Annotated in this window: 13 protein-coding genes and 1 pseudogene; 9 read left to right on the top strand and 5 right to left on the bottom strand. The window is 63.7% G+C overall.

Annotated features, from left to right (window positions below; all coding sequences use genetic code 11):
- Window positions 1–2 precede the first annotated feature (2 nt).
- Window positions 3–1,277 (bottom strand): tRNA uridine-5-carboxymethylaminomethyl(34) synthesis GTPase MnmE, encoded by a 1,275-nt coding sequence (gene mnmE / locus GRI62_RS13640; RefSeq protein WP_131451265.1) that lies wholly within the window; start codon window positions 1,275–1,277, stop codon window positions 3–5.
- Between the two features lie 11 nt (window positions 1,278–1,288).
- Window positions 1,289–1,558: a DUF6489 family protein gene (locus GRI62_RS13635; RefSeq protein ID WP_131451264.1), complete on the bottom strand. Its 270-nt coding sequence runs from the start codon at window positions 1,556–1,558 to the stop codon at window positions 1,289–1,291.
- A 128-nt stretch (window positions 1,559–1,686) separates the two neighbouring features.
- Between GRI62_RS13635 and GRI62_RS13630 the strand changes: the two are divergent.
- Window positions 1,687–3,124 (top strand): annotated as a pseudogene (locus GRI62_RS13630) (FMN-binding glutamate synthase family protein).
- A gap of 26 nt (window positions 3,125–3,150) precedes the next feature.
- Here GRI62_RS13630 and rho read toward each other — a convergent pair.
- The 3 genes from rho to hemE form a co-directional block, all read right to left on the bottom strand.
- Window positions 3,151–4,407 (bottom strand): transcription termination factor Rho, encoded by a 1,257-nt coding sequence (gene rho, locus GRI62_RS13625; protein ID WP_131451263.1) that lies wholly within the window; start codon window positions 4,405–4,407, stop codon window positions 3,151–3,153.
- A 173-nt stretch (window positions 4,408–4,580) separates the two neighbouring features.
- Window positions 4,581–5,033: a CopD family protein gene (locus tag GRI62_RS13620; RefSeq protein ID WP_131451262.1), complete on the bottom strand. Its 453-nt coding sequence runs from the start codon at window positions 5,031–5,033 to the stop codon at window positions 4,581–4,583.
- 77 nt (window positions 5,034–5,110) lie between these two features.
- On the bottom strand, window positions 5,111–6,145 hold the full coding sequence (gene hemE / locus GRI62_RS13615) for a uroporphyrinogen decarboxylase (RefSeq protein ID WP_131451261.1): 1,035 nt from the start codon (window positions 6,143–6,145) through the stop codon (window positions 5,111–5,113).
- Between the two features lie 302 nt (window positions 6,146–6,447).
- Here hemE and GRI62_RS13610 point away from each other — a divergent pair, with 302 nt between their 5' ends.
- The 8 genes from GRI62_RS13610 to GRI62_RS13575 all read left to right on the top strand — a co-directional run bounded on the left by GRI62_RS13610 (window position 6,448) and on the right by GRI62_RS13575 (window position 11,729).
- Window positions 6,448–7,293, top strand: a complete 846-nt coding sequence (locus GRI62_RS13610) for a pyruvate, water dikinase regulatory protein (protein ID WP_131453655.1) — start codon at window positions 6,448–6,450, stop codon at window positions 7,291–7,293.
- A 9-nt stretch (window positions 7,294–7,302) separates the two neighbouring features.
- Window positions 7,303–7,881 carry a Maf family protein gene (locus tag GRI62_RS13605; protein ID WP_131451260.1) on the top strand — a complete coding sequence of 193 codons (579 nt, stop codon included), beginning with the start codon at window positions 7,303–7,305 and terminating at the stop codon, window positions 7,879–7,881.
- Window positions 7,878–8,735 carry a shikimate dehydrogenase family protein gene (locus GRI62_RS13600; RefSeq protein ID WP_131451259.1) on the top strand — a complete coding sequence of 286 codons (858 nt, stop codon included), beginning with the start codon at window positions 7,878–7,880 and terminating at the stop codon, window positions 8,733–8,735. Before GRI62_RS13605 ends, GRI62_RS13600 begins: the two co-directional genes overlap by 4 nt.
- Complete coding sequence (gene coaE / locus GRI62_RS13595; protein ID WP_131451258.1) at window positions 8,732–9,331, top strand: dephospho-CoA kinase; 600 nt, start codon at window positions 8,732–8,734, stop codon at window positions 9,329–9,331. Before GRI62_RS13600 ends, coaE begins: the two co-directional genes overlap by 4 nt.
- Before the next feature lie 27 nt (window positions 9,332–9,358).
- Complete coding sequence (dnaQ, locus tag GRI62_RS13590; protein WP_131451257.1) at window positions 9,359–10,045, top strand: DNA polymerase III subunit epsilon; 687 nt, start codon at window positions 9,359–9,361, stop codon at window positions 10,043–10,045.
- A gap of 53 nt (window positions 10,046–10,098) precedes the next feature.
- On the top strand, window positions 10,099–10,674 hold the full coding sequence (hpf, locus tag GRI62_RS13585) for a ribosome hibernation-promoting factor, HPF/YfiA family (RefSeq protein WP_131451256.1): 576 nt from the start codon (window positions 10,099–10,101) through the stop codon (window positions 10,672–10,674).
- Window positions 10,675–10,777: 103 nt separating this feature from the next.
- A complete protein-coding gene (locus GRI62_RS13580) occupies window positions 10,778–11,257 on the top strand; it encodes a PTS sugar transporter subunit IIA (RefSeq protein ID WP_373283010.1) in 480 nt (159 codons plus the stop codon).
- Entirely contained in the window at window positions 11,244–11,729 is a 486-nt protein-coding gene (locus tag GRI62_RS13575) for a PaaI family thioesterase (RefSeq protein ID WP_131451255.1), read from the top strand. Before GRI62_RS13580 ends, GRI62_RS13575 begins: the two co-directional genes overlap by 14 nt.

Here is an 11,729-nt window from a genome sequence, read left to right as displayed (position 1 = left end):
TCTCATTTCCCGATGCAAAATCTTCTGAAAAGGCTGTCGAGCACATCTTCCGTTGAGGTGCGGCCGACGAGAGCATCGAATGCTGCTCTGGATTGTCGCAGGTTCTCGGCTATGAGGAGAGGATCACCCTCGTGCTGTGCGGCGTCGAGAGATGAGCTGGCCGAGTTCAAAAGGTTGCGTTGTCGGGCATTGAGAGCGGTCATACCTGGCGCTGGCATGGAGTGGCGAGCACGCTTGATCAGCGCCCTCTTCAATTCGGCTAGTCCCGCTCCGGTCAGCGCTGAAAGTATGAAGTCTGCATCGCGCTTGCGAACGACGTCGCTACGATCGCATTGGGCGTCGACCTCCCAACTGCCTTCCGGACCGGCCCCTTCCTCACCAAGCCAGAGAACCAAATCAGCCCGCTTTATTTCTCGCTCGGCACGCTCGATGCCAATGACCTCAATTGGATCGCTGCCTGCCAGTCGCAGGCCAGCCATGTCGATCAAGATAAAAGGCGCGCCACCCAGCGCAAAAGACTGCGTGAGAACATCACGCGTGGTGCCAGCAACATCGGAGGTTATGGCGGCATCACTATCCAGTAACGCGTTGAACAACGTGGACTTTCCCGCATTTGGCGGGCCCGCCAAAGCGACCCGGTAACCCTCACGCAACATCTCGGCGCTCGGGGTGTCCAGCGCGGCGGTTATATCAGCATACAAGCCATTCAAGTCAGTCACGAAGGCTGCAGGTAAACCGGCGATATCGTCCTCATCATCGAAGTCGAGCACCGCTTCGACTTGCGCCGAAAGACCCAGGACACGCTCTCGCCATCCGTCTACTTTACGAGACAACGAGCCGCTTGCCATCTGCATGGCACTGCGTCGCTGAATCTCGGTTTCGGCAGACAGAAGATCTGCCAGCCCTTCAGCCTCTGCCAGATCGATCCGTCCATTGGCAAAGCTCCGACGGGTGAATTCGCCAGGCTGTGCCCTCCGGCATCCAGCGATTTTTCCAAGCGCAATCTCAATCGCTGACACGACCGCGCGTCCGCCATGGCAGTGAAATTCTGCAAGATCCTCCCCGGTGACCGACTTCGGCCCCGGAAAGAAGAGGATCAGCCCATCGTCGATCGGATCTTCAAGACCATCACGGAAGACCGCGCGAGTAGCCTGCCGGGGATGCGGCACCCGGCCGGCGAGCGTTTCAAGCGCCGTGCGGACCTGAGGCCCGGTAATGCGAATAATTCCGATACCCGCGGGCGGCGCGCCGCTCGACAGGGCGAAGATCGTATCCATGGCCGATGGGATCAGTCGTCCGTCTCGCCGCGCGATCGGCGTGAGGATGCCGCATTGCCTTTGCTCGCACCTTCCACGAAACTCTGGAACATCTTGAGCCCCATTTGACCCATCGGCGCCAGCTGCTTGGCATATTGCTCCAGCTGTTCGGCGTTGCTCACCCCTTTCATCGCGTTGGCGATGGTGTCGACGTAAATCGCGTTTGCCTGCTCGACATCGGGCAGCCCCATGAACTGGCGCGCTTCTTCCGGGGTGCAGTCGATCTCTATATTGAGTTTCATCTGGGGACACCTTTCATGGCCTGCCGCGTATTCAGGCTGAACGCCAAGCGGGAGCCTTATATGAGCTACACGACGCGCATTTCCAACTACTGCAACGCCTATGCCAGTTGCGGTCGGAAGCGACACTGATGGAGAACCACGCGAACTGGCGGGAATCGGCGCGGCTCATCACCCGGTTCGCAACACCAACCGCATTGCTCGTCCTGTCAGTGCTGCTTGCGTGGGCTGATGGCCTGTGGCGCTGGGGGCTGGCCCTGACAATACCATTGCTGTTGCTGGCGCTGTGGGACTTCTTTCAACGCAAGCACACCCTGAGGCGCAATTATCCGCTACTGGCGCGCGTGCGCTGGCTGATGGAGGACATGCGCCCGTACCTGCGATCCTTTATCGTCGAAGGCGATCTTGAGGGCCGGTCATTCAATCATGACGAGCGCGCACTCGTCTATGCCCGCAGCAAGGGCCAGCTCGATGCGCACCCATTCGGCACTGAACCAGGGTGCGGCGACAGGGAATTTCTATCACGACACCGGTGAGGGTGGCCTCTCGCGCTATCACCGCTCGCACGGTGGCGATCTGGTATGGGAAATTGGCAGTGGCTACTTCGGCTGTCGCACCGAAGACGGGCGGCTCGATCCAGCCCGATTTGCGGACAGCGCGCAGATCGACCAAGTCAAGATGGTTGAGATAAAGCTGAGCCAGGGAGCAAAGCCGGGCCACGGCGGCGTGCTTCCCGGCGCCAAGGTAACCGCGGAAATTGCTGCGGCCCGGGGCGTGCCGGTAGGACAGGACTGTATTTCACCCGCCGGCCACTCGGCATTTTCTACCCCAGTGGGTCTGCTGGAATGGGCAGCCCAACTGCGCGAGCTTTCGGGCGGAAAACCGGTGGGAATCAAGCTGTGCATAGGCAAGCCGCACGAACTTTTTGCCATTATGAAAGCGATGCGATCGACCGGCATCATGCTTGATTACATCATCGTCGACGGGGCGGAGGGCGGAACGGGGGCGGCGCCGGTGGAATTCTCCAACCGGGTCGGCATGCCGCTTCGCGAAGGCCTGATCCTGTCGCGCAACGCGCTGGTAGGCGCCGGCCTGCGAGACAAGGTGCGGATCGGCGCTGCGGGCAAGGTGCACTCTGGCGCGGGGATGGCGATGAACTTCGGTCTGGGCGCAGATTGGAGCAACGCTGGTCGGGCATTCATGTTCGCGCTGGGCTGCGTGCAATCGATGAAGTGCCATACGGATCGCTGCCCTACCGGCGTGGCCACGCAGGACGCTACTCGCCAGCGTGGGCTGGTGGTTCCCACCAAAGCCGAGCGGGTCACCCGCTTCCAGCGCCACACGTTGCACGCCTTGCGCGAGATGGTTGTGGCGATGGGCCTCGACACACCATGGCAGATCGAGCCGCGCCATATCTCCGAACGCTGGAACAGCGCACGGTCCGACACCATCGACAATATCTACCGCTTCCTCGAACCCGGGGAACTGCTTGCCGAGCCCGAGGGGACGCCATACGCGCGGGACTGGGCAGGCGCCCGGCCCGATAGCTTCGCCTGCACAGGCCGCTAGGCTCCGCGTACAGGCGAAGCCTTGCTTTACTGGTTCATGGTCGCGAAGAAATCGGCGTTGCTCTTGGAATCCTTCATCTTGTCGAGGAGGAATTCCATGGAATCGATGGTGCCCATCTGCATGAGGATGCGCCTGAGCACCCACATCTTGGACAGGTTGTCCTTGTCGACCAGCAGCTCTTCCTTGCGGGTGCCGCTCTTGCCGACATCCAGCGCGGGGAAGATGCGCTTGTCGGCCACCTTGCGGTCGAGCACGATTTCCGAGTTGCCGGTGCCCTTGAATTCTTCGAAGATCACCTCGTCCATACGGCTGCCGGTATCGATCAGCGCGGTGGCGATGATGGAAAGCGAACCGCCTTCCTCGATATTGCGCGCTGCGCCGAAGAAGCGCTTGGGCCGCTGCAGGGCGTTGGCATCGACGCCGCCGGTCAGCACCTTGCCGCTGCTCGGCACCACGGTGTTGTAGGCCCGGCCGAGACGCGTGATCGAATCGAGCAGGATGACCACGTCGCGCTTGTGCTCGACCAGCCGCTTGGCCTTTTCGATCACCATTTCAGCAACCTGCACGTGGCGCTGCGCCGGCTCGTCGAAGGTGGAGGAGATGACCTCGCCCTTCACCGAACGCTGCATGTCGGTGACTTCCTCAGGCCGTTCGTCGACCAGCAGCACCAGCAGGAAAACCTCGGGATGATTGTCGGTGATGGCCTTGGCCATGTTCTGCAGCAGCACGGTCTTGCCCGTGCGCGGCGGGGCGACGATCAGGGCGCGCTGGCCCTTGCCCTGTGGGCTGATGAGGTCGATCACCCGGGCCGACTTGTCTTTCACCGTCGGGTCGACGGTGTCGAGCACCAGCCGCTGATCGGGATAAAGCGGGGTCAGGTTATCGAAATTGGTGCGGTGCCGCACGGCGTCGGGATCGTCGAAATTGACCTTGAGCAGCTTGGTCAGCGCGAAATATCGTTCGCCATCCTTCGGCGCGCGAATTTCCCCTTCGACGGTATCGCCTGTCCTCAGGCCCCATTTGCGGACCTGATTGGGGCTGACGTAGATGTCGTCCGGTCCGGCGAGATAATTGGCCTCCGGGCTGCGCAGGAAGCCGAAGCCGTCCTGCAATACCTCGATCGTGCCGATGCCGAGGATTTCCTCACCGTCTTCGGCTACCTCGCGCAGGATGGCAAAGATCAGGTCCTGCCGGCGCATGGTGCTGGCGCCCTCGACCTCGTATTCCTCGGCCATGGCGACGAGCTCCGCCGGCGTCCGCTGTTTCAGTTCTTTCAGATGCATGGTGTTGTACTTTTTTCCGTAGATTCGTTGGGATGCCGGCAGGCCTAAGGGGCTTGGAGAAAGCAGACCCGGATCTCCGCGATCGCGCGGGCAATCCTTCAGCCGGTGGTGTTGCGGGTTTATGCTGGTGCTGTTTTCAGGTCAATTCGCCATTTGTGCGGCGGAGCCAGAAATCAGAACGGCTTGACGACGACCAGCACGACGATGATCGCCAGCAGCACGCCCGGAACCTCGCCCCAGATGCGCAGGCGGCGCTCGCTCAGCGGTCGTCCCCCCCGCGCCATGGCCTTCGCCTTGCTGACCATGAACCCGTGGTAGCCGGTCAGCAGCACGACGAAGAGCAACTTGGCGTGGAGCCAGCCCAGCCCGGAAGCGCCACTGAACAACCCGAGCTGTGCAGCGAGCAGCAGCCCCAGCACCCAGGTGATGATCAGGCTGGGGGTAAGGATCACCTTGCGCAGCAGGCCGCCGCGCTTGGCCCACAGCGCCTCTTCCTCGGATCCGGCGGCGGCGGGCGCCATGTAGATCATCTGCCGGGGCAACATGAACAGGCCCGCCATCCAGAACACCATGAAGATGATGTGCCCGGCCTTCAGCCAGAAATAGATCGTCGCGAGGAATGCCATGTCAGCGCTATCTAGGCCGCTGACGCATCGCCGTCATCCCTGATTCTGGCCGCCCCTGTTTTTAGACGGCCCTGTTTTTAGCCGGCCCTTAATTTGGCAAGCAGATACTCGACGTGCGGGATCGGGGTTTCCTTGTCGATCCCGTGCCCCAGGTTGAAGACATGAGGACGGTTGGCAAAGGCGGCAAGGATCGTGTCCACAGCCCCGTCCAGCGCCGGGCCGCCCGCCAGCAGCAGCATGGGATCCAGGTTGCCCTGCACGGGCATCCCCGGTGGCAGTTGCGCGTCGATCCAGGCACAGTCCTGCGTCTCGTCGATGCCGAGCGCGTCGACGCCCGTTTCGCGGGCATAGGCCGGCAATTTTGCGCCCGCGCCCTTGGGAAAGCCGATCACCGGGATGCCGGGCCTGCCTGCGTGGATGGCGGCGGCAAGCCGGGCGTTGGGCGCGATGACCCAGCGTTCGAACTGCGCCGGGCTGAGCGATCCTGCCCAGCTGTCGAACAACTGCACAGCCTCTGCCCCGGCGTCGATCTGGCCGATGAGATATTCGACGGTGGCCGCCTCGATTCCGTCGATCAGCAACTGGAACGCGCCCGGATCGCGCCAGGCCAGGCTGCGCGCCGCGCCTTGGTCCTTCGACCCCGCGCCGGCAACCATGTAGGTGGCGACGGTCCAGGGACTGCCGGCGAAACCCAGCATCGTCACGTCGTCTGACAGCATGTCGCAGGTCCGCCGCACCGTTTCGTAGACCGGATCGAAATGGTGAAACGCGCGCTCGAGCTGCTGCCACGTCCCGTCCACCAGAGCGGCATCCTTCAGGGGAGGCGCCAGCCGCGGCCCCTCGCCCGCCTCGAACCACAGGTCCTGCCCCAGCGCGTGTGGCACGATCAGGATGTCGGAAAACAGGATCGCCCCGTCGAAACCAAAGCGGCGGATCGGCTGGACCGTCACTTCTGCGGCGGCCTCGCTATCGTAGACCAGTTCCAGGAAGCCGCCCTTTTCGGCTCTCAGTGCGCGATATTCGGGCAGATAGCGGCCCGCCTGTCGCATGAGCCACACGGGCCGCCTCTCGGTTCGCATGCCGAGCAGGTTATCGAGGAGCGGTCCGGGCATTCGGTAAGGTCCAATCCAATAAAATATATATATTTAGAATAGGATTCTGTTGTCTGTTGGCCCTGTGAATTGCGGGGAAAACGCGATGTCACCGGAATCCTCCCGGGTTTCCCCGGACGCGAAGGGCCATCGACTCGCGGGTTACCTTCGTCAAGCAAACCTTCTCCCCGCTACCCACAGGCTGCGCATAAGAATCTGTCCTTGCGGATTTCTGCTGGACGAATCGGCCGGCAGTGGGGGTGGAATCACCTGCCGGTCTTGTCCCCCACTCCCTCCCGTGGTTTATGCACCGTTCTATCCACATGGCTCGCCTGCATCTCCACCTGCTGTCCGACTCTACCGGCGAGACGCTGGAAATGGTCGCCAAGGCCGCGCTCGCGCAGTTCGACGAGGAAGAGGTGGTGCGCCATTTCTGGCCGATGGTGCGCAGCAGCCAGCATCTCGACCGCATCCTGGATGAATTCAAGGCCAAGCCCGGCCTTGTCCTCTACACGCTGGTGAACGAGGAAACGCGTGGCCGGCTGGAAGAGCGCTGCACCGCGCTGGGCCTGCCGCACGCCGATGCGCTGGAGACGGTCACCCTCGCGCTGGAACAGCAACTGGGGCAGGAGGCTCAGGGCCGGCCCGGCCGTCAGCACCGCATGGACGATGCCTATTTCGCCCGCGTCGACGCCATCCAGTTCACCATCGCCCATGATGACGGGATCGGCTGGGACAACTGGGAAGAGGCCGACATCGTCCTTGCCGGTGTGTCGCGCACCAGCAAGACGCCCACATCCATCTATCTCGCCAACCGGGGCTACAAGGTCGCCAACATTCCGGTGGTGGTGGAAAGTCCGCCGCCCGAGGCCTTGTATACGCTGAGCCGCCCGATGGTGGTCGGGCTGACGACGTCGGCTGGCCGACTGATCGAGATCCGTCGCAACCGGCTGCTGTCGCTCAACGAACAGACCCAGACCGCCTATGTCGACGAGGAACGGGTCAAGGCTGAACTCGCCTTTGCCCGGCGCCTGTTCGCCGACAATGGCTGGCCGGTGATCGACGTCACCCGCCGTTCGATCGAGGAGAGCGCTGCTGCGATCATCAAGCTGTGCCAGGAACGCCGCGCGCGCGAAGGTGTGCCCGCGTCCGGCCCCAAGCCGATCTGACGCCTGACGATGCTGGTCCTCGCCTCCAAGTCTGCTTCGCGCCGCGCCATGCTGGAAGCTGCCGGAGTGCGCTTCCAGTGCCAGCCCGCCCGGCTGGATGAACGCGCGCTGGAACGCGAACTGGGCGAGGTGGAGCCGGCGCTCGTCGCCGGCGCGCTGGCTGAGGCCAAGGCGCTGTCGGTTGCCGGCGGACCGAACCCGGTGCTTGGCAGCGATTCGGTGGTCTCGGTAGAGGGCCGGCGGTTCGACAAGCCCGCGAGCCGTGGCCAGGCGGCCGAACACCTGCGCTTCTTCTCGGGCCGGACCATGGTGCTGCATTCGGGCGCGGCGATCGCCACGGGCGGACAATTGCGCTGGAGCCACGTCAGCGAGGCACGGCTGGTTGTGCGCGATCTGAGCGCCGATTTCATCACCCGCTACCTCGCCGCCGAATGGCCCGAGGTCGGCCAGTGCGTCGGCGTATTCCGTATCGAGGCGCTGGGCGTGCAGCTTTTCGAGCGTATCGAGGGCGATCATTTCACCGTGCTGGGGATGCCTTTGCTCGAAGTGCTCGGCGCCCTGCGTGCGCTTGGCGAACTGCCGCGATGAGCGGGGCTTACGCCGAGGTTATCGGCGACCCCATCGCGCAATCCAGATCGCCGGCGATCCACACGTTCTGGCTGGAGAAGCTCGGCATTGCGGCCCGCTACGAGGCGCGCCACGTGCCTGCCGATGCCCTTGCCGCCTACATCGCCGCGCGGCGCGACGATCCCGACTGGCGCGGATGCAACGTGACCATGCCGCACAAGCAGGGGATCGTCCCGCTGCTAGACCGATTGGAAATCGGCGCCGACCTGGTGGGCGCGGTCAATACCGTCACGCGCCGCCATAATGGCGCACTGATCGGCAGCAACACCGATGGCGCTGGTTTTCTGGAGCCGCTGCGGGGTGAGCTGGCGCGAACTCACTGGTTCCGCATGGCGCGCGTGCTGGGCACAGGCGGCGCGGCACGGGCCATTGTCGCCGCACTGGCGGAAGAACGGTTCGTCATCGTGCTTGCCGGGCGGGACGAGGGCAAGGCGCGCGCGCTGCTGACCAAGATCGACCCGGAGGGCGAACACCACACCGCTCCGCTCGCCTATTTCGCCGCGCCGACCGACTTCGCCTTCGACGACCGCGAGGGGTGCCTTGATCTCGTCGTCAACGCCAGCCCGCTCGGCATGGCCGGCCAGCCGGATCTGGCCTTCGACTTCAGTCACGTTCCGCCCGGCAGCCTGGTCTACGATATCGTCACCCATCCGCACGACACGCCGCTGCTGCGCGAGGCACGAGCGCGCGGGTTTCGCACGATCGACGGGCTTGCCATGCTGATCGGCCAGGCAGCGGTCGCCTTCGAACGGTTTTTCGGTGCCAAGCCACCACGCGAACACGATGCCGAACTGCGCGAATTGCTGACCCGATGACTCGCCCCGTCATCGTGGGCCTCACCGGATCGATCGGTATGGGCAAGAGCACCGTTGCGGCGATGTTCGCCCAGCTCGGGGTGCCCGTGTTCGACGCCGACCGCGAGGTTCATGCGATGCAGGGCGCAGGTGGGCTGTTGCTGCCCGCCATCGAACACGCCTTTCCCGGCAGCACGGGAGCAGACGGGGTGGACCGGGCCATGCTCGGCGCGCTGGTCTTCGGCGATCGCGATGCCCTCGCCCGGCTGGAAACCATCGTCCACCCCGCCGTCGCCCAGGCGCGCGAGGCCTTTCTGGCCCGCCACGCGCAGGCACCGCTGGTGGTGTTCGACATCCCGCTATTGTTCGAAAAGGGCTCAGAAAAACTGGTCGATAGCGTAGTCGTCGTATCCGCCCCGGCGGAGGTCCAGCGGGCGCGGGTGCTGGCGCGCGAGGGGATGGACGCAGACAGGTTCGCGCGCATCCTCGCCCTGCAATTGCCCGACGCTGCCAAGCGCGCGCGGGCAGATCACGTCATCGACACCGGGGTGACGCTGGAGGAAACCGCGCAGCAGGTAGCCACGCTGGTGGCAAAATTGACGGCGGACTTGCGCTAGGGAATCGCGGACTCGATAATGGGGCCCATGCGCGAAATCATCTTTGATACCGAGACCACCGGCCTCGACCCCGTGACCGGCGACCGCATGGTGGAAATCGGCTGCATCGAGATGGTCAACCGTGTCGCCACGGGGCGCACTTTCCACGCCTACTACAATCCCGAACGTGCCATGCCGATGGAAGCCGAGCGGGTGCACGGCCTCTCGGCCGCGTTCCTTTCCGACAAGCCGCTGTTCCGCGACACGCTGGACGAGCTGCTCGACTTTCTCGGCGATTCGCCGCTGGTGGCGCACAATGCGCAGTTCGACTTCGGCTTCCTTAACCACGAGCTGAGGCTGTGCGAGCGCGAGCACGTGTGCCAGACGCGCATGATCGACACCCTCGCCATAGCCCGCCGCCGGCATCCGGGCGCCAAGCACTCGCTCGACGCGCTGTGCAACCGGTATGGGGTCGATCGCAGCCACCGTGTGCTGCATGGTGCCCTGCTCGACGCCGAGTTGCTGGCGCAGGTCTATGTCGAGCTCACCGGCGGGCGGCAGATCGGGCTGGAACTGGCTGCCGAAGTGTTGGCGCACCAGGATACTGAGATAACGGTGTTTCGGCCGCAGACCGGCACCTTCCGTCCCCCGCGCACCCATGCTCCATCCGCCGCCGAAATCGCCCGGCACAAGGCGTTTATCGAAACGCTGCAAACTCCCCTCTGGACTAGTTGACCAACGCATCCCACATCCATTTGTAACAACGACAAGAGGAAGGATTACCGCCCATGGATATTCGCGTGTCGGGCCATCAGGTCGATACTGGAGCAGCCTTGCAGGAACATGCTTCGGACCGTCTCACCACCATCGTCGACAAGCATTTCAGCCGCGCGCTTTCATCCACGGTTACCTTCGGCAAGGCGCCGGCCAATGCCTTTGCTGCCGACATCATCCTCCACGTCAACCACGGCCTCATCCTCAAGAGCCACGGTCAGGCGCATGACGCGCACGATGCCTTCAACCAGGCTGCCGACAAGATCGAGAAACAGCTGCGGCGGTACAAGCGACGGCTGAAGGATCGCCACGAACAGCACGATCGCGCTGCGCTGGAAGAGGAAGCCGCCTACACGATCTTCGCCTCGCCCATCGAAACCGACGATGACGCCGAGATTGCCGAGGATGCTTCGCCCGTGATCGCGGAAACGCGCATCGATATTCCCGAATGCAGCGTGTCCGACGCGGTGATGATGCTCGACCTGCGCCATACCAACGCGATGTTCTTCAAAAACGCTGGAAGCGGGCGGCATAATATGGTCTATCGCCGGTCTGACGGGTCGATCGGCTGGGTCGAACCGTCTCGCTAGAACCCCGGCGGCTGCCCTTGGTGCGGTCGCGGACGGGAAAATCACTCCGGTTGAGGCCATTCCGACGCCGCCATTGTGCGGTGTCGGCGCATGGCAACGAAGAATGAAGACACCCGCAGAGATGACCATCCATTTTGCCCTCAATCCCGACGCTGTCGCTATCGAAAGCGCCGCCTCGAAAGACGAGATTTTCGGGAAACTCGCGCAGCGTTTCGCCGCTGCGTGGGACCTCGAACCCGAAGCGGTGTTCGAAGGGCTGGACGAGCGCGAGAAGCTGGGCAGCACCGGGTTCGGGCGCGGGGTGGCCATTCCGCACGCGCGCCTTCCGGGCATCCGCCGCCCGCTGGCCGCTCTGATTCGGTTGAAGGGACCCGTGGATTTCCAGGCCGCCGATGGCCTGGCCGTGGACCTCGTATTCGGACTGGTCTCGCCCGAGAATTGCGGGGCGACCCATCTCCACGCGCTGGCGGAAATCTCCCGCCTCGTCCGCGACGAGCGGATCCACCAGGCGCTCTACGACGCACCCGATGCAGAGGCGATGTACGCGCTCATCACCAATGTGACGGATCGTGACGCCGCCTGACGGCGAACCGGCCGCGAATGCGCAAGGCCAGTCCGCGCATTTCCGTGCGCTCGAAACGCTTTACGCGTCCGCCCCGGTCAACCAGTTGTTCGACTCGACGCTCCAGATAACCGGCGCGGGCCGCGCGCGAATCACCTTTGCCACGCGTCAGGACTTCTTCCACGCCGCGGGGGCAACGCACGGAACGCTATACTTCAAGATGCTGGACGACGCCGCGTTCTACGCTGCCAATTCGCTGGTATCGGACCGTTTCCTGCTGACCACCGGCTTCAACCTCCATTTCACCAAGCCTTTGAAAAGCGGGACAGTCGTGGCCGAGGGACGGTGGGTGAGCGGCCGGCGCCGTGTGTTCATCGCCGAAGCCAACCTGGTGGATGACGAGGGCGAGGAGATCGGCCGGGGAACCGGAACCTTCATGCGATCTCACATCGCGCTCTCGGGCCTTCCCGGGTATCGCCGGGGCGGCGGCTGA

Source organism: Aurantiacibacter arachoides (genome assembly GCF_009827335.1).
GTDB lineage: Bacteria > Pseudomonadota > Alphaproteobacteria > Sphingomonadales > Sphingomonadaceae > Alteraurantiacibacter > Alteraurantiacibacter arachoides.
This window is presented reverse-complemented; position numbering and strand designations above follow the sequence as displayed.

Coding starts and splice junctions, on each gene's coding strand:
- mnmE (WP_131451265.1), bottom strand. CDS start 1,277: ATGGATACGATCTTCGCCCTGTCGAGCGGCGCGCCGCCCGCGGGTATC.
- GRI62_RS13635 (WP_131451264.1), bottom strand. CDS start 1,558: ATGAAACTCAATATAGAGATCGACTGCACCCCGGAAGAAGCGCGCCAG.
- rho (WP_131451263.1), bottom strand. CDS start 4,407: ATGCATCTGAAAGAACTGAAACAGCGGACGCCGGCGGAGCTCGTCGCC.
- GRI62_RS13620 (WP_131451262.1), bottom strand. CDS start 5,033: ATGGCATTCCTCGCGACGATCTATTTCTGGCTGAAGGCCGGGCACATC.
- hemE (WP_131451261.1), bottom strand. CDS start 6,145: ATGCCCGGACCGCTCCTCGATAACCTGCTCGGCATGCGAACCGAGAGG.
- GRI62_RS13610 (WP_131453655.1), top strand. CDS start 6,448: ATGGCTCGCCTGCATCTCCACCTGCTGTCCGACTCTACCGGCGAGACG.
- GRI62_RS13605 (WP_131451260.1), top strand. CDS start 7,303: ATGCTGGTCCTCGCCTCCAAGTCTGCTTCGCGCCGCGCCATGCTGGAA.
- GRI62_RS13600 (WP_131451259.1), top strand. CDS start 7,878: ATGAGCGGGGCTTACGCCGAGGTTATCGGCGACCCCATCGCGCAATCC.
- coaE (WP_131451258.1), top strand. CDS start 8,732: ATGACTCGCCCCGTCATCGTGGGCCTCACCGGATCGATCGGTATGGGC.
- dnaQ (WP_131451257.1), top strand. CDS start 9,359: ATGCGCGAAATCATCTTTGATACCGAGACCACCGGCCTCGACCCCGTG.
- hpf (WP_131451256.1), top strand. CDS start 10,099: ATGGATATTCGCGTGTCGGGCCATCAGGTCGATACTGGAGCAGCCTTG.
- GRI62_RS13580 (WP_373283010.1), top strand. CDS start 10,778: ATGAAGACACCCGCAGAGATGACCATCCATTTTGCCCTCAATCCCGAC.